General features: G+C 53.2%; 16 protein-coding genes, 1 other RNA gene and 1 riboswitch. Of the genes, 9 read left to right on the forward strand and 8 right to left on the reverse strand.

Annotation, left to right across the window (positions count from 1 at the left end; genetic code table 11):
- Positions 1–63 precede the first annotated feature (63 nt).
- The 5 genes from AC6F7T_RS04580 to AC6F7T_RS04600 all read right to left on the reverse strand — a co-directional run bounded on the left by AC6F7T_RS04580 (position 64) and on the right by AC6F7T_RS04600 (position 5,984).
- Positions 64–1,056 (reverse strand): class 1 fructose-bisphosphatase, encoded by a 993-nt coding sequence (locus AC6F7T_RS04580; protein ID WP_500716818.1) that lies wholly within the window; start codon positions 1,054–1,056, stop codon positions 64–66.
- A gap of 141 nt (positions 1,057–1,197) precedes the next feature.
- On the reverse strand, positions 1,198–2,106 hold the full coding sequence (locus tag AC6F7T_RS04585) for an NAD-dependent epimerase/dehydratase family protein (RefSeq protein WP_500716819.1): 909 nt from the start codon (positions 2,104–2,106) through the stop codon (positions 1,198–1,200).
- 20 nt (positions 2,107–2,126) lie between these two features.
- Positions 2,127–4,769: an aminopeptidase N gene (pepN, locus tag AC6F7T_RS04590; protein ID WP_500716820.1), complete on the reverse strand. Its 2,643-nt coding sequence runs from the start codon at positions 4,767–4,769 to the stop codon at positions 2,127–2,129.
- A gap of 49 nt (positions 4,770–4,818) precedes the next feature.
- On the reverse strand, positions 4,819–5,340 hold the full coding sequence (gene dcd / locus AC6F7T_RS04595; RefSeq protein WP_500716821.1) for a dCTP deaminase: 522 nt from the start codon (positions 5,338–5,340) through the stop codon (positions 4,819–4,821).
- A 323-nt stretch (positions 5,341–5,663) separates the two neighbouring features.
- Positions 5,664–5,984 (reverse strand): putative signal transducing protein, encoded by a 321-nt coding sequence (locus AC6F7T_RS04600; protein ID WP_500716822.1) that lies wholly within the window; start codon positions 5,982–5,984, stop codon positions 5,664–5,666.
- Positions 5,985–6,076: 92 nt separating this feature from the next.
- On the opposite strand from AC6F7T_RS04600, the gene AC6F7T_RS04605 reads away from it, so the two are divergent.
- Positions 6,077–7,162: a dihydroorotate dehydrogenase-like protein gene (locus tag AC6F7T_RS04605; RefSeq protein ID WP_500716823.1), complete on the forward strand. Its 1,086-nt coding sequence runs from the start codon at positions 6,077–6,079 to the stop codon at positions 7,160–7,162.
- A 27-nt stretch (positions 7,163–7,189) separates the two neighbouring features.
- On the forward strand, positions 7,190–8,698 hold the full coding sequence (gene ilvA / locus AC6F7T_RS04610; RefSeq protein WP_500716824.1) for a threonine ammonia-lyase, biosynthetic: 1,509 nt from the start codon (positions 7,190–7,192) through the stop codon (positions 8,696–8,698).
- A gap of 142 nt (positions 8,699–8,840) precedes the next feature.
- Here the strand turns inward: ilvA and AC6F7T_RS04615 are convergent, their stop codons facing one another.
- Together AC6F7T_RS04615 and AC6F7T_RS04620 are read right to left on the reverse strand one after the other, a co-directional pair.
- A complete protein-coding gene (locus AC6F7T_RS04615) occupies positions 8,841–10,343 on the reverse strand; it encodes a diguanylate cyclase domain-containing protein (protein ID WP_500716825.1) in 1,503 nt (500 codons plus the stop codon).
- A 415-nt stretch (positions 10,344–10,758) separates the two neighbouring features.
- A riboswitch (cyclic di-GMP riboswitch) is annotated at positions 10,759–10,833 on the reverse strand.
- A 309-nt stretch (positions 10,834–11,142) separates the two neighbouring features.
- On the reverse strand, positions 11,143–11,919 hold the full coding sequence (locus AC6F7T_RS04620; protein ID WP_500716826.1) for an enoyl-CoA hydratase-related protein: 777 nt from the start codon (positions 11,917–11,919) through the stop codon (positions 11,143–11,145).
- A 159-nt stretch (positions 11,920–12,078) separates the two neighbouring features.
- Between AC6F7T_RS04620 and AC6F7T_RS04625 the strand changes: the two genes are divergently transcribed.
- The 5 genes from AC6F7T_RS04625 to AC6F7T_RS04645 all read left to right on the forward strand — a co-directional run bounded on the left by AC6F7T_RS04625 (position 12,079) and on the right by AC6F7T_RS04645 (position 19,961).
- Positions 12,079–12,261 carry an FmdB family zinc ribbon protein gene (locus AC6F7T_RS04625; protein ID WP_500716827.1) on the forward strand — a complete coding sequence of 61 codons (183 nt, stop codon included), beginning with the start codon at positions 12,079–12,081 and terminating at the stop codon, positions 12,259–12,261.
- Between the two features lie 189 nt (positions 12,262–12,450).
- Complete coding sequence (locus tag AC6F7T_RS04630; RefSeq protein ID WP_500716828.1) at positions 12,451–12,627, forward strand: hypothetical protein; 177 nt, start codon at positions 12,451–12,453, stop codon at positions 12,625–12,627.
- Positions 12,628–13,103: 476 nt separating this feature from the next.
- Positions 13,104–14,939, forward strand: coding sequence for a YgiQ family radical SAM protein (locus AC6F7T_RS04635; protein WP_500716829.1), 1,836 nt, complete (start codon positions 13,104–13,106; stop codon positions 14,937–14,939).
- A gap of 355 nt (positions 14,940–15,294) precedes the next feature.
- Positions 15,295–17,019 carry a carboxyl transferase domain-containing protein gene (locus tag AC6F7T_RS04640; protein WP_500716830.1) on the forward strand — a complete coding sequence of 575 codons (1,725 nt, stop codon included), beginning with the start codon at positions 15,295–15,297 and terminating at the stop codon, positions 17,017–17,019.
- Positions 17,020–17,084: 65 nt separating this feature from the next.
- Positions 17,085–19,961, forward strand: a complete 2,877-nt coding sequence (locus tag AC6F7T_RS04645) for a biotin/lipoyl-containing protein (protein WP_500716831.1) — start codon at positions 17,085–17,087, stop codon at positions 19,959–19,961.
- Positions 19,962–20,094: 133 nt separating this feature from the next.
- On the opposite strand, the gene AC6F7T_RS04650 is transcribed toward AC6F7T_RS04645, so the two are convergent.
- Positions 20,095–20,475, reverse strand: a complete 381-nt coding sequence (locus AC6F7T_RS04650) for a desulfoferrodoxin (protein ID WP_500716832.1) — start codon at positions 20,473–20,475, stop codon at positions 20,095–20,097.
- Positions 20,476–20,817: 342 nt separating this feature from the next.
- On the opposite strand from AC6F7T_RS04650, the gene ssrS reads away from it, so the two are divergent.
- Both ssrS and AC6F7T_RS04660 read left to right on the forward strand, forming a co-directional pair.
- A non-coding RNA gene (gene ssrS, locus AC6F7T_RS04655) (6S RNA) lies at positions 20,818–20,999 on the forward strand.
- Positions 21,000–21,192: 193 nt separating this feature from the next.
- A complete protein-coding gene (locus AC6F7T_RS04660) occupies positions 21,193–22,374 on the forward strand; it encodes a TraB family protein (protein WP_500716833.1) in 1,182 nt (393 codons plus the stop codon).
- Positions 22,375–22,387: the final 13 nt, after the last annotated feature.

Consider the following 22,387-nt stretch of genomic DNA (forward strand, 5'->3'; position numbering starts at 1 on the left):
CTCCCCCCCGTTAGCTTTGCGCTAAACCCGACGGGCCTCCAGAAGGAAACCCCGGCCAAGCAATTATGCTGATGTCTTCGCTGTACGCCCCTTTTGTGCAGGAGCGTCTATTCCCCCTTCGTGGCTACGCAGCGTTTTCTCTGCCAGAGCGACATCTTCCTTGCAACCGATGAAGACCGGTGCGCGCTCGTGGATATGGCTCGGCACCAGATCAAGGATCGGTTGGTGGCCGTCGGAAGCCGCTCCGCCGGCCTGCTCAATCAGATACGCCATCGGACTGAGTTCGAACAGCAGGCGCAGCTTGCCGCGCGGCAGGTCCTTAAGATGGGGGTAGAGAAAAATGCCCTCCCCTTTGAGCAGAACCTGATTGATATCCGGCACAAAACCGCCACTGTAGCGCAACTTTACACCACGCTTCTCCAGGGCGGAAACATAAGCCTCGACCCCTGGGGTGTACTGATTACGCAAACCACCGGGAGAATAGAGCTTGCCTTCAGGCTTTAAGGTGATGTTCTCGCGCAACAGGGTGTACTCCATCAGACTGTTCATTCCGAATTCATAGACGCCATCACCAACGCTGTAAACCAGGGTCGTGCGCGGACCATAGAGGATATACATTGCTGCCACCTGTTCGCGACCGGGGCGCATTAGATCGTAGCCGGGAAAAATGGCAACAATGGTCCCTACCGCCAGGTTGACGTCAACCAACGAAGAACCATCCAGCGGGTCAAAGGCAACCGAATATTTACCCTCCCAGTCCGGGGAAACGGGGATGATCTGATCCATTTCCTCCGACATCATGTTAGCGACTACCCCGGAATGATCAAGACGTTTGCGCAGGATCCGATCCGCCAGAACGTCCAGAGCCAGCTGCTTCTCACCATAGAGATTGGAAGTACCGGCAACACCAAGATCACCGGTTCGAATGGAATGGATAATGTATTTGGATGCTTCGGCAATCTCACAAATAAGATGGATCAGGTTCTCCTCAACACCAGTTTCGCGCAAATGGCGGCGCAGATCGATCTGAAACTTGGTTTTTCCCGGTTCACTCATGAGATATGCTCCCTTTATCCTTGATGGTATCAATCGACGTGAAAAGTCAGCTTTAAGATCTCGGCTCGAACTGTCACTTTAGCCCACTACAAGATTTCCAGCAACCGTTGACTGACGTTAATAACACAAAAACGCCAGCCATCACTCCGACGTGACCGTTATTGCCGCAGCCTGTTCCTCATCGAGTAGGCGGCAGACCGTCAACCCCTCCTCGAGGGTCGGATACAGCAGCTCGATGCCAAGCTTTCCCAGCATCTTGCGATTGGTCATACGCCGCGATTCTTGAAGAAAGGACAGGGTCAGGGGATTCATGATCTGTTGCGCTTCGTCCCAGCTTAACTGCTGTGGTCGCGGAAGATTATACAGATCAGCGACCGCAGTAAAATATTCACTCATACTACTGTGCTGACCATCGCAGACATTAAAAATGTCCCCCGCCTCGCCACGCTCCATAGCGACCAGGCAGATACGCACCAGATCGAGGCTGTGAATGCGATTGGTAACCGGTGAGTCCTCCGGGCGCAACACCTGATGCCCTTTATGCAGTTGTGCCAATGGCAGGCGACCAGGACCATAGATGCCGGTCACGCGCAGAATGATCAGGTCAAAACCCAACTCTCCGGCTTTGTCACGCAACTGGTTTTCGGCACTGACGCGGCGTTTGGCGCGGCTGGTCTGCGGGTTGACCGGCGTTTCCTCGGTGACCAGCTCAGCGCCGCAGTCACCATAAACGCCACTGGTACTCACATAGACAATCCGCTGCGGGCAGTTATCGGAACTCAGCATGCGACAGAAGTTTGCCATGCGCGCATCGCTGGTTCCGCCTCCTTGCGGTGGCATAAAATAAAAGACCCGGTGGCAATGGACTGCCAGGACCGGCAGGTCCTCCCGATAATCGAAATTGGCAACGACCGGCACAACTCCTGTTTCTGCGAGTTGAGCTACCCCATCGGCCTTATGGGCCGTCGCCTGCACCCTGTGTCCCTGACCAAGCAACTCTCCGGCAACCCGTTTACCGATATCACCACACCCAATAATTGTATAATCCATCAGCTTTCATTACTCCCGTCTCAGGCCAGACTTTTATTGACGATTTCGTATAAATCACGTGACAGGTTTCCCTGCTGCAAAGCCACCAACTCTTCGCGCAGCAGCGCACGCCGCTTCGGCTCCAGGCGTTGCCAACGCGTCAGGGGGGTTGCCATACGCGCCGCCACCTGTGGATTACGCTTGTCCAGACGCCTGATCTGCTCGGTGAGCAAGCGGTAACCAGTGCCGTCGCTGCGATGAAAAACCGTCAGATTCTGGGCAAAGGCACCAAGCAGTGCACGCACACGATTAGGGTTGTTCAGGGTAAAATCAGGGTGCAGCAGCAAACGCTCTATGTCAAAAAAAGTGTTTTCGTGACGCCTCGACGCCAGAACAGAAAACCACTTATCGAGCAACAATGGATAGTGTTTCCACTGCCGATAGAAGTCCTCCTTGACCTGATCACGCAGCGGGTTATCGTTATCTACCAGGGCAGTAAAGGCTGCCAGCCGATCGGTCATGTTATCGGCCTGCTGATATTGCCGCAAACAACGATCAAGTTGCGCCTGCTGTGGCTCCAGCATCAGCAGCGCCAGACAGCCATGGGCAAGACGGCGGCGACCAACCGCAACCGGACTAAGGGAATAGTCTCCCGTGCTGGTATAGCTGGCATAACGCCGTGCCAGTTGGTCACGATGGGCAGCCAGTAACTGGCGGAGGGCCTGTTCACGCACCACCCTGATCAACTGCGGATCAACCTCTGTCAACTGATCCGCCAGATACTGTTCACTGGGCAATTGCAGCATGCGCGCCAGCAGGCTTTCATCAGCCGTGTTATCCGCCAAAGCAACGCCCCAGGCATCAACAAACACCTTGCTCAGCCCGCTAGACACCTCGGTTTGTTGTTTCTGACGGTAGAGCTGCAGCAGTTCGGTAACGGCCAGCTGCTGACCGGCTTCCCAGCGATTGAAGGAATCGCGGTCATACGCCATGCGAAAAGCCAGATCTTCTGCCCGATCTTGCATTTTCAATCGTACCGGCGCGGAAAAGCCTCGCAGCACCGACAGTACCGGTTGTTCCTGAACGCCAACAAAAGTGAATTGCTCGCGCGCCTGTTTCAGCACGAGAACTCGACTACCGGCAGCGGGGGATTCATCCGTGACCAACTGCAGCGGCAGATCCGTGCCGGTGCTGCCGAGCAAGCCGACAACCAGCGGCAGATGAAACGGCTCCTTTTCGGGCTGCCCGGGGGTCAGCGGACAGTTTTGCTGACAGTCGAGGGTGAAGGTTTGAGCGTCAGGGTCATAGCGGCCGGCAATCTGCACTTCAGGGGTGCCGGCCTGGGTATACCAGCGCCGGAACTGGGTCAGGTCAACCTGACCGGCTTCCTCCAGGGCCGCGACAAAATCTTCACAGGTCGCCGCCTGCCCGTCATGGCGGGCCAGATACAGGCGTACACCTTCGATGAACTTTTCGCGGCCGAGCAAAGTCTCGATCATACGGATGACTTCAGCGCCCTTGTTGTAGATGGTTGTGGTGTAAAAGTTATTTATTTCAACGTAGGATTCCGGCCGCACCGGATGGGCCATCGGTCCGGCGTCTTCGGGGAACTGAAACTGGCGCAGCAAGGCGACATCATCGATTCGCTTGACTGCGGCAGACTGCATATCAGCAGAAAACTGCTGATCACGCAGCACCGTCAACCCCTCCTTTAAGCTCAGCTGGAACCAGTCACGGCAGGTGACCCGGTTACCGGTCCAGTTGTGGAAATATTCATGGGCGATAACCGCTTCAATTCCCAGATAATCGCTATCGGTTGCTATTTCCGGTCGGGCAAGCACGTATTTTGAGTTAAATACATTAAGCCCCTTGTTCTCCATCGCGCCCATATTGAAATCATCGACGGCAACGATCATGTAGCGATCGAGATCGTACTCGAGCCCATAGACATCCTCTTCCCACTTCATCGATTTTTTCAGCGACTCCATAGCAAAGTCACAGTCGTTGCGGTTACGCTCCTCCACATAAATCTGCAACAGCACCTGCCGCCCGGACAGGGTGGTGTAATAATCTTCGAGACAAACCAGATTACCGGCCACCAGGGCGAACAGATAGCTCGGCTTGGGAAACGGGTCTTCCCAACGTGCAAAGTGGCGACCGTTATCCAGCACCCCCTGGTCCAACAGATTGCCGTTACTCAGCAACACCGGACAGTCGGTCCGCTCCCCTTCGATCCGTACCCGGAAAGGTGCCAGGACATCGGGGCGATCGGGATAATAAGTGATCTTGCGAAAACCTTCGGCCTCACACTGGGTACAGAAAATATCGTTGGATTGATAAAGTCCCTCCAGCGCCGTGTTGTTGAGCGGATCAATACGGGTGACAACTTCCAGAACGAACCGTGCAGGCGGGGCAACAATCGTCAGACTGACGTCATCACACCGATAGTCGACCGGGGACAGGGGAATACCATCCACCTTGACTCCCAGCAAGTGCAGATTTTCGCCGTCCAGCACCAGCGGTTCAATGACCCCGCTGCGATCATGGTTCAGTTGCAGTTTAAGGATCGAGGTGACCTGGGTCGCTGTCGGGTTCAGATAAAAATCGAGGTCAACCTGCTCAACCAGATAGGCTGGAGAACGATAATCCTTCAGATAGTTAGTTAGCGGCGATTGCGTTGACATAAAACTCCAAAGTTAAAATGCACGTTGTAAAGATGATGGAACAATCAAGTTAATCGATATAGTCGCAATACAGCAGACTCGGTTGAATTCCCCGGTTATCCTGATATTTACCGCTGCTGTAGGGATCACTTTCCCCCTGCAGGGCGTGGTAATATATCTGGCATATCTCTACTCCGGCATAAATTCGGATTGGCTGCACGCTGAACATTTCCAGGGTCCAGAAGCCGCGAAAGCCAACATCCCCAAACCCTGCCGTCACGTGAACGAACAACCCCAGGCGCCCCACTGATGAGCGCCCCTCCAGCATCGGCACCAGATTGAGGGTCTCAGTATATTCCACTGTCCGACCAAGATACAGCCGGTTCGGCTCCAGCACAAAACCTTCCGGCGGAATGGTGAGGGTGGTCCAGGGATTGTTCTTTTTCATATCGAGCTGCTTCTCCGTGTAAATCAGCAACTCGTCATGCAATGCCAGATTATAACTGTTGGGGTTAAGACGCGATTTATCGTAGGGTTGGATAACAATATCCTGACCCATGCGAGCGTCGATTTCCCGGCCGGAGAGTATCATCTGTCTATTCCTTTCTTTTGATCCTCTTTAGCGAAAAACGCTAGTAACTATTCAGCACTATCCTTGTGCAGGATCGGGGCTCCGGTGGCAGGGGTGTTTGTCGCCATGGACGGCGACAACAAGCGGTCATGGATGACCCAACGGGAAACAATCGCGTCCCTTGACATAGGATCCGAAGATCCGGTGCTGAACAGTTACAAACGCTAAAAGAACAGCCTGTGTCGATCTTTAGACCAGACAACCCTGTTCACCGCCTCAGCGATATGTTATCTAGCGGACAGAAACTTGCCGGTTGATTTCCAGGGCTGCCGGATGGAGAATATCTATCCTTCAGCGCGAATAGTGCCACAGCGCCAGCAGGCGCCGAAGTGCCCTTCGAGGGCCTCCCGACATTGCGGGCAGGTCCATGACGGTGCAACAGCGTCTTTTTTAAACCAGGCGTCAACAAACATTTTTGCCCGAGGCCAGGCTTCATTATCTATAACCCAGAGTTCCGGACAACACTCAACAAAAGGAATCTCACCGACGGCGGCGGTCAACTGAACATTGCGCAAAACGCAGTTTATCCCCTCGCGAGCGAGAATATCCCGCAGCAGCTCGGCCTGGTATCCTTCATAAAAGCTGAAGACATGGATTTTTTTCATAGGCCGTTAGTATAACCACACTGACACACACAAAGAAACAGGCCTGCCGCAATTAAGGCTAACAACAATGGCGCTGATCAACGGAGGCGACGATGATCGACCTGTCCACTAACTATATGGGGCTCTCCCTGAAAAATCCACTGGTTGTCGCCAGTTGCTGTCTTACCGGCACCCTCGACGGGGTGCGTCAATGTGCCGAGGCCGGTGCCGGTGCCGTGGTTTTGCGCTCCCTGTTCGAGGAGCAGATCAAGGGAGAAATTTCGTCCTTAAGCCTTCACGCTGAAGAATACTCAGGCTACGGCGAAGCCTTCCAGTATTTGCAGAGTTACGGGACTGCATTCGGCCCCTCGCAGTACCTCAAGCTGGTCAGGGAAGCCAAAAAGGCGGTGACCATCCCCATTATTGCCAGCCTCAATTGCGTCAGTGCTGATTCGTGGGCCGGCTACGCCCGTCAGCTCCAGGAAGCCGGAGCCGATGCCATCGAACTCAATATCAGCATTCTGCCAACCGATTCGTCACCTCCCTGTGATCACATTGTCGCTGATTATCTAGGCATTCTGCGTGAAGTCAAACACCAGGCAAACATTCCAGTGGCGCTGAAAATCGGTCCTTACTTCACCTCTTTTGCCCATGTTGCCAAACGCCTGACCAGCAACCAGGCCGAAGCACCGGCCTACAGCGTTGGCTGGATGGGGAAGGATCGTCAACCCGGCAAGCTTATCCATAGAGGAGCTGATGCCTTGGTTCTTTTCAATCGCTTTTACCGTTTTGATATCGATATTGACAAGCAACAACTGACCCACGGTTCGCCCTACAGTTCCCCCCATGATATGGCCGATACATTGCGCTGGATTTCCCTGCTCTACGGCACCGTCAACTGTGATTTTGGTGCCACGACAGGTATCCACGATAGCGCCGGGGTCATCAAAGCGCTGCTCGCCGGCGCCAGCGTCACGCAGCTCTGCTCGACCCTTTACCTGCACGGGTTAGGTCAGCTGGGCGTAATCGAAAAAGAGCTACGGCAGTGGATGGAAAACAATGGCTATAGGTCGCTAGCAGGATTTCGCGGACAGCTGAGCCGCCATACCAGCCACACCCCCAAAGATTATGAACGGCTGCAATACATGAAGATGTTTATTGAACGGGATGGCCAATCGGCCGACCTGCGCAGCGAATAACACCATAGCTAAAAGGAAGCAACCACCATGCAAGACATGATACGCAAAATCCTTACTTCGCGGGTCTACGAGGCGGCTATCGAAACCCCTCTCGAAGATGCGACAGAACTCTCGCTGCAACTGAATAACCGGATACTGATTAAAAGAGAAGATCTACAGCCGGTTTTTTCGTTTAAAATTCGTGGTGCTTACAACAAGATTGCCCACCTTTACGAAACCGAACAGATCAGCGGCGTTATCTGTGCCTCGGCCGGCAATCATGCTCAAGGGGTGGCCTTTTCCGCCAAAAAACTCGGCATTAAGGCGTTGATCGTAATGCCGGTAACCACCCCGAAAATAAAAATTGACGCGGTCAAAAGGCTCGGTGCCGAGGTTGTTCTCCATGGCGACAACTACTCCGAAGCCGCGGACCATTGCGATCTGCTGCAGAAGCAGCGTGACCTGACCTTTATCCACCCTTTTGATGATGAACTGATTATTGCCGGACAGGGAACCGTAGCGGATGAAATCCTGCGTCAGAGCGCCGGCAAGCTCGACGCGATTTTTGTGCCGGTGGGCGGTGGCGGCCTGATTGCCGGCATTGCTACCTATTTCAAGGCGCTGGCACCGCAGGTCCGGATTATTGGTGTCGAACCCCTCGACAGTGACGCCATGTTCCAGTCTCTGGCCGCCGACAGACGTGTCACCCTGGAGACTGTCGGCATTTTTGCCGATGGCGTGGCGGTGCGCCAGGTCGGCAAAAAAACCTTCGACCTGTGCCGTAAACATGTCGATGATATTATTCGCGTCTCAACCGATGAGATCTGCAGTGCTATCAAGAGTGTTTACCAGGCCAGTCGCTCCATCGTTGAACCTGCCGGCGCCCTGGCAATGGCCGGTCTTAAACAGTATGTCAAGCACCAGGGGATCACCGGACAAACCCTGGTTGCCATCAACTCCGGGGCCAACATGAACTTTGAGCGCCTGCGCTATGTCTCGGAACGCACCCAGATCGGTGAAGGACTGGAATCTCTGTTTGCCGTCACCATTCCGGAAGAACCTGGAGCATTACGCCACTTCTGTAGTGACCTGCTGGTCGGGATCAGCATCACCGAGTTCAGCTATCGCCTTGCTGATCGCGAACAAGCCCATTTGTTCCTTGGCGTTGCCGTTGGGGGGGAGCAAGCGCGTCAAGCCTTTTGTACCCAACTCACTCAAAGCGGTTACCCGACTATCGATTTGACCGCCAATGAATTGGCTAAAACTCATTTGCGTTACATGGTTGGCGGGCGCTCGTCAACCGCCACCAGCGAGCGCCTGTTCCGCTTCTGGTTCCCGGAACGCGCCGGTGCCCTGACCCGCTTTCTGGCCGATATGGGAACCAACTGGAATATTTCCCTGTTTCACTACCGCAACCAGGGGGGAGAATTTGGCCGCGTGCTGATCGGTCTGGAATTGCCGCACGGGGATGAAAGCAAACTGATGCAGTTTCTTGACCGTATCGGCTACCGCTATCTGGAGCAGACAGATGATCCAGCCTACAGGCTGTTTCTTTGACAGCCATCAGCCTGCGGCAATGAAACTGGCGATTCATTCACCTGGAGTTGACGGTAGACAACTGATTCTTCGTCTCTGTTACGATTATCCCACCCTTGCTGCGCAGACATCAAACGGCTTAACGGTTCTTTCCATTGGAAGCTCAGATTATTGAAGCTACTGTGCCGCGCTTCTTATGCTTGACCCGGTACATCTTCTGATCTGCCCGATTGAGCACATCCTGGGGAACATCACCGGGAAAAAGCCTGACCGCGCCAATACTGCAGCCGACGCTAATGACCTGATCCTTGATGGTCATCGGCAGGGTTATCTGCTCTTCAACCCGCTTCGCAACCATGTCTGGATCGAGGATGTGGCTAGTACTCTTCATCAGTAACAGAGCAAACTCATCACCACCCAGGCGGGCGGCTATGTCTCCTTCACGCAACAGATGGCGGATCCGTCCGGCTACGACCTGCAGCACCAGATCTCCCGCTTCGTGCCCCATCCGGTCATTGATCGGTTTGAAATCATCAAGATCCAGATATAAAAGAGCGGCGGGCTGACGCTCTCGGCCCGGCGAGCTGAGTGTCTCGCGCAATTTTTCCATAAAAAAACGGCGATTGATTAAACCAGTCAGGGTATCGGTATTGGCCAGGTCAATCAGTTTTTCCTGTGATCGGCGCCGTGCTTCAATTTCCCGGTTCAACTCCCGGGTACGGCGTGAAAGCATCCGCATGGCACGATTGAAAGACCGTGTCAACTCAGCAAACTCACCCCAGAAGCGTTCCTTGATCCGCACATCGGTTGAACCATAGTGCATAATCGCTGTTGCCTTGATCAGTTCCCTGACGGGTCGCACGATCATCTTGGTCAAGGCAAAGGCCATTGACAGGACAAGAACCAGCGAAAGCAGGGTCATCAGCACCAGATAGCGTATCTGGCTCCAGAAGATATCCACCAGAAAAGTCGGTGAACCATGGACAAAAACATCACCAAAGCCGTGATTAAGTTGGCGCACCATCGTTATCTGTCCACGGTGGTAGGCAGTAACCGGATCGCCCCGGTTAACGGCCGCGCTATAGAGATCTGTCGACTCCAGGAAATGGTAAAAACCCTGATGATCTTCAAAATGGTCAGGACAATCAGGGGCCAAAACCTTTACTTGCTGATTTGCAGCAGGCAGCAACAGAGCGGTTTTCCGGCCCAACTCTTTGCAGCCGAAATCTTTAAGCACAGCGTATATGTCTGCCATTGATACCAGCAAATGAAGACTGCCGATGTTTTCATCGGCGCGATAAAGGGGGCCACTTACCCAGATGTATGGAAGTTCCCCTTCTCCCCAATGCAACTGTAATTGCTCCACTGCTGTTTTCAACACCGGCGGAACCAAGGAAGGAAGAACATCAGAATCCCTGTCAAAAACTCCCGTCACCAGAACGTCATCAGGATCACGAACCCAAATGCCGACAAAATGTTCCATTGATAAAAGAGTATCGTTCAAAATCCGGTTCAACAGCTCAAGCTGGTCTGAATCCCGCGTCTGACTGTAAGCCTTCAGGCTGGTGCGCAGCTGGGTCCGGCTGGTCACCAGTTTCAATTGCTCCAAAAGACGCTGCAATTCATGATTAAGGTGCCGCTGCTGCCCTTCAACCAGCTGGGCCATGCTTACCTCAATCAAATCAAGGGTATTGCGCTTGGTAGTATGGTATTGAACACTAGAGAGAAGGATCAATGGGATCAAAGAGACGAGAAAAAATGCGGATAAAAGACGAGGTCTCAGACCAATGGCGGCAGTGAATTTTGCAAATCGCGATCGTTTTTGACGCAATACGCGACGCTGCTGATAGATGTTTTCTCGCGGTGCGTCCATCAAAGCCGACCTCCAGTGGTTGCAATCATCCAACCCCGTCCGAACAGCGACTAAATACTATTTTTCCGGGCACCCTGCGTTCACCTTTTTATCATCAGATCACATCTAGACACGAGCTCTGATCATCGTCAATACACGCTTTTTCCGCTACGACGGTCAGCAAAAAAAGAGCCCAGCTTCATCCCGAAGTGGGCCCGACCACTGGCTCTTCGGCAACCCGGCTGTCCGCATGGGACCCGTGGCTTTGCGTCCCCGGATCTCTCCGGGTTTGCTGTTATCGGAAGCTTATTAAAAGTCATATAACTGTAGCCTAAATTTACCTGTTGTCAAACCTTGATACTTGCGCCAAAAGCATCAGGTTGGATGGCTAAGCTCAAAGCGCCACATGCAAGGCGCGCCATGGTTGAATAATAAGGCGTACTTACCTACGTCGAAACCGTGAGACGATGGCGACTGTTTTTGTAACTATTCACCACTATCCTTGTGAAGGGCCTTTGGGTCCTGTGGCAGGGGTGTTTGTCGCCATGGATGGCGACAACAAGCGGTCATGGATGACGTTCCCAGCATACCTGACCAGATGACCATTATAAATTCAACATTCTTGCCACTGTGGTGGTCGCTTTTCCAGAAAGGCGCTAATCCCTTCTTCAGCATCACTGCAAGTGGTCAGGGCGGCAAAAAGATCGTCCATATTTTCCAACGCCTGATGGTAAGGCACATCCTGCAACCGTCGCAACCCTTCTTTACCGGCACGCAGAGCCAGTGGACTTTTAGCTGTCAGGGTCTGCGCCAGCTTCAGGGTTTCGACCGCCAGCGCATCGTCAGCCACAACCCGATTGACCAACCCCAGGCGGTGCGCTTCGGTAGCACTTAAGGTCTCACCAGTGAGAATCATTTCCAGCGCTTTTTTACGCCCGACCAGGCGCAGCAGGGGCACTGCCGGACCAAGACAGATCAGTCCGACATTGATGGCGGTGGTACCGAATACTGCACTTTGGGTCGCAACCGTCATATCACAGGCAAAAGAGAGGCCGGCACCATTGGCAGCTGCATACCCCTGGACAGCGGCAATGGTTGGTTTGTTCAAGCGATTCAGGGTGTGATAAAAGGCATCGATCCGATGGAGAAAGCGCCGCGCTTCGAGGGGCGACTTGCCACGAAACTCCTCAAGGGAAATACCAACGCTGAAGTGTTTCCCTTTCGCTTCAACGACAATGACCCGAACCTCTTCATTTTTCTCCAGCGCCCACAAGCTCTGATCGAGCAGATCAGCAAATTCGGGGGTAAAGGTGTTAAAGGCCTGGGGGCGATTGAGGGTGATGTAACCGATATAATCCTCTACACGGCTCAAAACAGGTATTTCCGTCATAATGACCTCCTCGTAAAGAATAAAGTAAAACAGCGTTAGTATATATTATAATGATCGCCAGTCTATGATCGAATGATCACCTTTCGGTAACAGAAAAAAATGTTGCAAATTGTCTGTTCTGTATATATTATTATCCGCATATTTAGATGTGGAGGAGTTATGCCGATCTTTGAATACCAATGCCACCAATGTGAAAAAGTTACCGAAAAGATTCAATCAAAACCGCTAGCCGATATCCCCTGCCCGCTCTGTGCAACCCCGGCCGTACGCAGGATATCACGTACGGCACTCAGCAGGTCCGGCAGTCCATGTCGTCCAAATAGCGGAACCGGTTTTACCTGAGGGTAACCATCAAGGTGGCGTGCCCACTTTGCATCCAGAATCGACGACGAACCAATAACCATCACCAGGAGATGCATGATGCTGAAAATCACCGATCTCGCTCGCGACAAGATCAAGGAATTGATGCAGGAACATCCCGACAGATACCTGCGGGTTGTTTTTGAAGGCTTTGGCTGAGGCGGCCCCCGCTTGGGGTTGGCTCTGGATGAGCTGAAAAATGACCTGCAGCTTCACACTGTTAATGACATTGATCTACTGATTGAAGAATCGATCCTGCCCTTTACCCGGGATCGCCAGGTCAACTATATCGACAATCAATACGGTAAAGGATTTTCCATCGGTACTGTCAGCACTGCTAACTGCTGATTGAATGACACCTTGAAGGCTGCGCGCTCTCCGGTTGCGCGGGTTCGCAGCTTTTTCTCACTATACTCGCCACTGTCCGTCCAACGAATCGGTATGCACGCAAATTGCCCATTGGCAAACAGGTAACGTCTGAAATCAAGGGTCGGCGTTCTCAAGCAAGACCGATTCGTACGTCGCTCACACTAGCTGGCTGACCTATCGTTTCTCTCACAATGACCTTCTGCAGATTATCTTTACTCACCAACACCCACATTGTTGTGTTATCTAAGATCCTTACAACCTCCCTGCCTCTTGGCAACTACAATATACTGACAGCTTGCGGGGCTACAGCAATGATCACAAAAGTGGTAACATCCACAGTTCATGCAGAGTAGAATCCAGAATAACTTAACGCAAATCGACCAGGGGTCATTTTATTCTCGGGCAAAAACGACTCGTTACACCATCAACCTCAGCTTAAAGGTAAAAATCTCCCCATGATCATCCACCCCCAAGACTACAATTCACAGCCGTTACCAACCTGCCGGGAGGAAATGTCCAGGCGCGGCTGGGAGCAGCTTGATGTGCTGTTTATCAGTGGCGATGCCTATGTTGATCATCCGGCGTTCGGGGTTCCCCTGCTGGCACGGGTGTTGGAAGCTGCCGACTTCCGCGTTGGCGTGATACCCCAGCCCGACATCAAGCAGCCCGAGCAACTTCAGCGTATGGGGCGGCCACGGCTCTTTGCTGCCATTTCCGCCGGTGCCATGGATTCTATGGTCAACCATTACACCGCAGCTAAAAAAATCCGCTCTAACGATGCCTACTCACCTGGCGGAAAAGCCGGACTGCGCCCGGATCGTGCCACCATCGCCTATACCGCTGCGGTCAAGGGGGCCTTCAAAGGTGTTGCGACGGTGATCGGCGGCATTGAAGCCAGTCTGCGGCGACTGGCTCACTACGATTACTGGTCGGATCGGATCAGGCGCTCGATCCTGGTCGACAGCAAAGCCGACCTGCTCATTTACGGCATGGCGGAAAACACCATCCTCGAGTTAACCCATCGTCTCGCTCAGGGGGAGGATATTTCAGCCCTTCGCGATATCAGAGGCACGGCTTATCTGGCCGGCAAAGATCATCCGCTTCCAGCCCATTCACTTCCTCTGCCGAGTTTTGAAGACGTGGTTGCCGACCCACAGATATATAATATGGCCTTTCGGCTGGCGGCCGAGCAGACCAACCCCTTTGCCGCCGTGCCATTGAACCAGCCTCACGGTGAGCGGCAACTGGTTGTAAATCCACCGTCTCTGCCCATAAGCGAAGAGGAGATGGATCGCATCTATGCCCTCCCCTTCAGTCGTCAACCCCATCCATCGTACCTGGAGCCGATCCCGGCCTACCTGCAGATTCGCCATTCGATCACCAGCCATCGCGGTTGCTTCGGCGGCTGTGCATTCTGTGCCATCGCCTCTCACCAGGGCAAACGCATCCAGTCACGCTCAATCGCCGCCATCATCAAAGAGGTCGATGTCATTGCCGCACAGCCCGATTTTCACGGCACCATCAGCGATGTCGGCGGGCCGACAGCCAACATGTACGGCCTGGCCTGCGGCAACCCCGACCATGAGCGCAGCTGTCGCCGCAGTAGTTGTCTGTTTCCCGAACGCTGTCGGCATCTGCAAACGGATAATCAGAAGAATGCCGAATTGCTGGCGCAGATTCGTTCCCATCACAAAGTCAAGCACGTTTTCGTTGCATCCGGTATCCGCTACGATCTGCTGCCGCTACAGCCTGATTATTACCACGCATTACTGGAACATCACATCGGTGGCCTGCTCAAGGTGGCGCCGGAAACCTTCAGTGATCCGGTCAGCCGGGTCATGCACAAACCGGGTGCTGCGGTATTTACCGCCTTTCTTGATGACTACCGTCAACGTTGTCGGCAAACAGGTCATTTCCCTGGAATCGTCCCATACCTGATCAGTGGTCATCCCGGTTGCACCCTGAATGACATGATCGATGTGGCCCTCTATCTGCAACGACACCAACTTAAGGTTGAGCAGGTACAGGATTTCACCCCGACCCCCGGCACCCTGTCGACCTGTATCTTTCACACCGGTAGCGACCCCTTCAGCGGCACCCTGGTGCACGTGCCGCGCACGGCAAAGGAGAAAAAACTACAGAAGGCACTGCTCCTTTACCACCGCCCGGAATCCCGTCGCGACATTGAAGAAGCCTTGCACCTGTGTAAGCGTGAAGATCTGGTGACGGTCCTGCTTGACACCCATAATTCGCACAGAACCGCTGTTAAACCTCGCAAAAAACGCCGTTAACCGGTCTTTTATCTCATTTATGCGCGACAATTTATAGAATCAGGTCTCACCCCAGCCAAACAACAGGCTAAAAGCATTCAACCCGGGATAAACAAATTCTGTATTTTTTTACCCTAAGTAAAATTATCCTTGACAATTTCTCTCATTTTTTGTTTGTTAGCGCTGTAAAAAACGCCGTTTTATGTTCTTATAGCAATCATCAGGATGATCCATCCGGGCGTGACCCTGAACGAACCATAAACCTTATTCACCCTGAACCACCTTATCATCTTAACAGTGTTCAACATTTTGATGTCTGCTGAGTTGAACAGACTTCAGACTATCGACTTAAAACTTTTGTAAAGGGATGCCAACGATGTCAAACAACAAAATCAAGCCCTCATTGCAAAACCCCCTCGCCGCCAAAAAACAGGTTGATTTCACTATTCCTGGGGAAATAGCCGGCAAGGCAGGCCCCTATGAAGAAGTCATGCGTGAAGGGTACGAGCTGATCCAGCGTCCGATCAAGTCGGTCAGCGTTGCCCAGATCGAAAAGCAGCACTTCAAAAAGCGCATGACGGTCTGGGAACGGATCAACTTCCTGACCAGCCACGAGCCCAACATTCTCTTTCAGAACTGGGGAAAAAATCTTGACGGTGCCTCGCTGGTGACCGGCATCCTGAATATCGGTGGCCGTGACGTGGCTATTTACGGACATGATTTCACCGTCCGTGCCGGCTCCATCGATGCCACCAATGGCCAGAAACTGGCACGACTGATGTATATGGCCGGCGAAAAAGGAATTCCGCTGATCGGCATGAATGACTCCGCCGGGGCCTTTGTGCCCGCCGGCGTCGGTGGTCTGGACGGTTACGCTGAAGCCTTTACCGCCCTGCGCAAAATCAGCGGCGTGATTCCGACCATCATGTGCATGTTCGGTTTTAATGCTGGTGGCGGCTCCTACCTGCCGCGACAGGGAAGCTTTGTCATCCAGCCGGAAGACACCTTTTTCGGCCTGACAGGCCCCGGGGTTGTCAAGTCGGTTCTCGGTGAGGACATCAGCCCTGAGGATCTGGGCGGGCCCAAGGTTCATGCCGCTTCCGGTGTGACCGACCTGACTGTCTCCGACGAGATGGCCGCCCTGCGGACAGCGGTTCGCCTGCTCAGCTACCTCCCCGACAATAACCACAGCATGGCTCACTTCCAGGAGACCAGCGATCCTCTTGATCGCAAAACCTGGGAGATCAACACCCTGTTGAAAAAAGCCTTTAATTCCCCAACCGGTTTCAATACGCCGTTCGATGTTTCCATCGTCATTCAGCAGATCTGTGACCATGGTGATTACTTTGAGATCCAGCCGACCAGGGCGCGTGAAGCCATTACCGCCTTCGGACGGCTTGGTGGTAATGTCGTCGGTTTCGTCGCCAACAACTCTGCCGTCTCCTCCGGCCAGATCGACTGTGATTCAGCTCTGAAAATCGCCCGTTTTGTGCGGTTCTGCAACATTTACAATATCCCGTTGATTTTCATGGAAGACACCACCGGCTTCCTCCCCGGACGTGAGCAGGAAGCGCGCGGCATTGTTCAGGCCGGACGTTCCATGCTCGACGCCATCGTCGATGTACGCACCCCCCGCATCCTGCTGATTCTGCGCAATGCTTTCGGTGGCGCCTACGCCTCCTACAACAACTATCCGACCGGCGCCGACCTGGTACTGGCTTTACCAACCACCCGGCTGGCGGTTATGGGGCCGGCCGGCAAAGAATTTGTCTACAAAGATGAGTTACGCAAGCTGCGTGGCTCGGTCAAGACGCGCATCACACAAGGTACCGGCGAGCGCATCAAGGCCGGCCTTGACGGCGCCGAAGCCAAGAAAGATGCGGAAAAAGAAGTGGCGGAATGGCTCAGACTTGAAGAGGCCGCACTGAATCAGCGTTACGAAAGAGAACTGATGAATCCGAAAGAAGGACTGGCCCTGGGCTCCATCTCCTCGCTGGTCATGCCGACCGATCTGCGCAAGGTTTTAGGAGAAAATCTGAACTTCTTCCTGCGCCACTACAAGCCTTCGGCCTGGCAGGGCGTCCAGCGCGAATTTCACTGATTCCGGCGGCCTAACGAACCCGTTGAGTGCTATTTTTCATCACATGAAAATTGGAGATAAAACTCATGCAACAAGATATCGCCCTGTACTTTAATAATCCCCTGATCCATAAAGATCGTCGTCTCGGCAAATCACCATCGAAGTGGATCAGTTCCTTTTCCTGCGAGGAATTAAAACCATTGATTGTCTGTCGTGGGCCGATTCGTAAAGAAGCGATGGACGTTTACGAAGAAATGGGTATCTCCCACTATGGTATTCTCTTATCGGAAAAAGACTCCATCGTCTATCCCAATGCCCTGTCCCCGGAACTGCGTCAGCTTACCGATACCAGCAGGGTTCATCGGGTCCCCGACTACAGTGGCGCTTCTAAAGAAGAGCGTCTCGAACGGATTCAGCAGATTATCAGTATAGCCAAAGACAACGGCTACGATTCGATTTTTGCCGGCTACGGCTTTATGGCGGAAGATGATGAGTTTGTCGCCGCCCTCGAAAATGCCGGCCTGCGCTTTATTGGTCCCTGCTCCGGTACCCAGCGCGCAGCCGGGAAAAAAGACGAAGCCAAGCGCACCGCCCTGCAGGTTAACGTTTCGGTTACTCCGGGCATCGACAATGTTACCGCCCGTACCCTGCTCAAGAAAAACAAGACCCGTGAACAATTGCGCGAATTAGTCAAAGCAGAAGAGTTGAATCTTGATCACAAACTGATCAACGACAAGGACATCCCCCTCGAGGATCTAGCCGACGCTGTCCTTTTTGCATCCTACAGTAAGGGCATTGACCTTATTTCCATTGAGGAACTAGGCCAGCAGGTGCAATTCGAATGTGCTGAGATGTTCAGAAAATATCCGGGAGCGCGGATTCGCCTCAAAGCCATCGGTGGTGGTGGCGGCAAGGGGCAGCGGATCCTCGGTGCCTCGCTGCTAATGGCCAAGCAGCCGACGGACAAACAGATTGAGCAAGCTGCAGCTGATGCGCCGGGGCTGGTCCGGGAAATTCTCGGTGAGGTTAAGGCCAACGGTGTTGGTGACAACAAGAACGTGCTGATCGAACTGAATATTGAGCAGACCCGTCACAACGAGATTCAGCTGCTGGGTAATGGTCAGTGGTGTATCGCTCTGGGTGGCCGTGATTGCTCTTTACAGATGCACGAGCAGAAACTGCTGGAGATTTCCGTCACTCAGGAAGGCCTGGCGCAAGAGATCGACAAGGCGAAAAAGGCCAGGAACAGCAAACAAGTCAAAGCCCTCGAGTCTGACTTGACCGTGCTTAAGCGCATGGAAGAAGAGTCCGAGCGTTTCGGGCTCGCGGTTGGGCTCGATTCGGCATCGACTTTCGAATGTATCGTTGATGGTGCGCGCCACTACTTTATGGAGGTCAACACCCGCATCCAGGTTGAGCACCGTGTCACCGAGCTGGTCTACAGCCTCAAATTCACCAATCCCGATGATAAAAACGAGTTCTTTATCGTCGAATCCCTGGTCGAAGCCATGGCTCTGCTGGCACTTCACAAGGATCGTCTGCCCCGCCCGGAACGCATTCCACGCTTTGGCGCTGCCGCAGAAGCGCGCCTGAACGCTACCGATGCCTCCCTGTCACCGAGTGCCGGCGGTTACATCCTTTACTGGTCCCCCCCGATTGAAGGGGAAATCCGTGATGACCAGGGGATCAGCACCCCCAACCCCGACACCGGTCAATTCATGTTCTATCACCTTGCTGGTGCTTACGACTCCAACATTGCCCTGCTTTTGACCAAGGGGGGGGATCGTCTCAACAGCTACAATCACCTTTCGAAGGTGCTGTGCAGTACTGTGCTGCGGGGGCGCAATCTGGCCACCAATCTGAAGTTCCATTACGGCCTGGTCAACTGGTTCATCGGCAACAATGTCATGGCCAAGCCGACCACCCGTTTTATCGTTCCTTATCTGACTCTGGTCGGCAAACTCAAGGAAGAAGCGCAGAAGATCGATGTCGTTCACGCCTTTCTAGCCACCAAAAAACACTACGGCAATCTCTTCGCTGATGATGTGGAAGGCGCCAGGGATTCCTCTTTAGCCCTTGACCGCAAGGGAACGCTGCTGACCCGACCAATGGAAATGTTGCTGAATGATCCTCATCTGCTCTCAGGATGGTTAAGTCTCAACAAATGCAACTACCGCATGGAAAATGGCAAAATTCTCTGGTTGCGCAATCCGTTGCTGGTTCTTGAAGATACCTATCGCTACCTCAACATGAACTGGCGGGCCGAAGCACCGGCGGCTGAAGTCATCTGGACCCACGATCGCGATCTACTCGCAGATGCCCTCAGCTTCTATGCCAAACTGCGCGAGAAACTCTCCCTTACCGCACAGGATTTCGTTGAGCTTAACGACCTCCTCGCCAAGGACAAACCGCAAGGGGGCTACGACAAGGAAACCTGGGAGCGCATCCAGTCCGCCCATGCCGGTTATGAAATTGGCAACGAACTGCTCGGCATGCTCTTCCTGGTCGCAGAAAATACCAACTTCTATGATCTGCGCGTCGAAGAAGATCTGGAAGTGACGATTCCCGAATATCTCCACGATCCGGAACTCCAGGCTGCCATGAAAAAAATCCTGGTGCCACCGCCTTCGACCAAGGCCGACGAGATTGTGTCGCCCGGCGGCGGCATGTATTACGGTCAGGAAGCGCCCGGCCTGCCACCTTTCGTCACCGAAGGAATGCACTTTGAGAAAGGTCAGCCGTTGTTCATTCTGGAGGTCATGAAGATGTTCAATAAGGTACCTGCACCTTTCTCCGGCACCATCGACAAGATTCTTATCGACAGTGGCGACGGCAGCATCATCCAGAAGGGGCAACCCCTGTTTAAAGTCACCCCGGATGAAAAATTTGTTGAGGTCGATCCTCAGCAAGTGGTGCGCCAGAAACAGGCACAGACCAACGCCTATCTGGGAGTTATCCTCTAATCAATAGATAGTCCCCTGAGACGGGCACAAGAATCTGCCCGTCTCAGGACGACCTTACACAGATCATAAAAAAAGCAGATACGCCCAAAAGGATGTATCTGCTTTTTTAATGCAATTTCCGGATGAAAACTAACTAGCCCTGGGCAGTCCAGTGACCATGCAGATTGCAGTATTCACGGGCAGTGACCTTTTCTGCGGTTACATGAAAGGTTGCCTCTGGAACGTCGCCGGGTTTAAGAAATTTACGGTAAACCTTATCGTCAGCAAGCAATTCAATCCACTCGATATAGTGAGCCGCATCCATCGGATGGGTAACACTGCCGACATTGACGGTAATCGTACCATCACCCTTCTCAATCACCGGAACGTGCTTTTCGGTTGCGGCATCAACGGTATTTTCTGTCATCAGTTCCATGTTTTTACCACAGCAAACCAGCGCACCAGCGCCAGCGTGCATCACTTCGACAATGTTTCCACAGATACTGCACTTGTACACTTCGAGACGTTTGGGCATCGTTTTCCTCCATTAGCTTGGTGCCGTAAAGGGCACAGATCAATGAAAGGCCTATCAACCGACCTTGCTCAACGCTGCATAATAGCACTAAATTGATCTCTTTTCATCCCCGAGATTGCGGTTCTTTTTAAATGATACTTTGTAACTGTTCAACACGGGATCGGGGCTGCCACGCCAAGGGGCACGTTGCGCCGTCCATCGCCGTTCAACTGTCGCCGTCCATGGCGACAGTCGCCCTAGTCATGGCAGCCTCGATCCGGTACAAAGTGGTTACGGAGTTGTTACGATTCTTTTTGATCTTTACCGCTATTTTATCTATACTGGCAAACATAGACGATGATCGACTCTCTGCCCTGCAGGTGAGGTCAGAACGTCCACTCGGAATAGCAGTAAATCGGGGCACACTACAGAAATCCGGTGAGCCAGCCCACCCTTTGAGTGGGACGCCTGAAGGGTTTACAGCATGCCCCACCTCATTGGCACTCGATGTGAGTCCAACGACCCACGGTAGCGGTGGAGAGTCGTCTTTATCAAGGGGTTCCGGCAACTAGCCGGGTCCCCTGTTTTTTTCTTGCTCCTCCCCGTTTCGAACCGTCTATCCCTGTTTTTTATCCGCTGAAAAAACCCGAAACCATGGCCCCACCGCCGCCATTATGCTAGTATGCAACTCTGTTTTTTCATGTAGTTTCATTGATTTGGATTGTCCTGGAGGAACCCGTGAGCGAATCACCATTATCTGCAGATGTTACCCATCTGACGGTTGACAGCAAAAACATTGCCCTGATTGGCACGGCCCACATCTCCCAGGAATCAGTTGATACCGTTGTCAGGGCGATCAATGAGCTGCATCCTGACACTGTCTGTGTCGAACTCGACCAGCAGCGCTACCAGTCTCTGATTAATCAGAAGGGGTGGGAATCCCTCAACCTTAAAGAAGTCATCCGTAAAAAACAGCTCCCCTTTCTTCTCGTCAACCTCGCCCTTTCTTCCTACCAGAAGCGCATGGGTTTAGCCACCGGGGTACAACCGGGCGCAGAACTTGCTGCTGCAGCTCAGGTTGCCGAAGAGCGCGGGATAAGAGTGGAACTGGTTGACCGCAACATCCGTACCACCCTGTTACGGGTGTGGCGCATTACCGGACTGTGGAACAAGATGAAGGTTCTGGCAAGCTTGCTTGCCGGCCTTTTTGAAAAGCAGCAGATCAACGAAGAGGAACTGGCCAGACTGAGGCAAGCAGACAACCTCGCCGGCATGCTGGAGGAAATGGGAGAACTGTTGCCATCCGTCAAGCAGATCCTCGTCGATGAGCGCGACATCTACATGGCCTATCATATCCGCCAGGCACCGGGAGACACGATTGTTGCGGTTGTTGGTGCGGCCCATCTGCCTGGAATCATAGCACGACTGGAGGGGGAGCAGGCCAGCGCCACTGACATCGAGCGGATCAACAAAATCCCCCCCAAATCCCTTTCGTCAAAATTGATCCCCTGGGCGATTCCCGTCATCGTGCTGACACTGTTTGTCGGTGGTTTTTTTTTCGCCGACTCTGAGCAGATGGCCCAGGCCGCCTGGGCCTGGGTTCTTGCCAATGGCCTTTTCTCTGCCGCCGGTGCGCTGCTGGCCTGGGGGCATCCAGCCACCATTATCACCGCTTTTATCGCTGCACCACTAACATCCCTTAATCCAACTATTGGTGCCGGCTTTGTTACCGCACTGGTACAATCTTTTGTTGCCCCGCCACTGGTATCTGATATGAAGCGGGTTGGTGAAGATCTACTGAGCCTAAAAGGCTGGTGGCACAACCGCCTGGCGCGGGTACTGCTGGTCTTTCTATTTTCGTCCCTCGGGTCGTCCATCGGCACCTTTTTTGCCCTTGGCTGGATAAAAAGTCTATTTTAGCCGGGATTTTTTG

The sequence above is a fragment of the Pelovirga sp. genome (assembly GCF_059864205.1).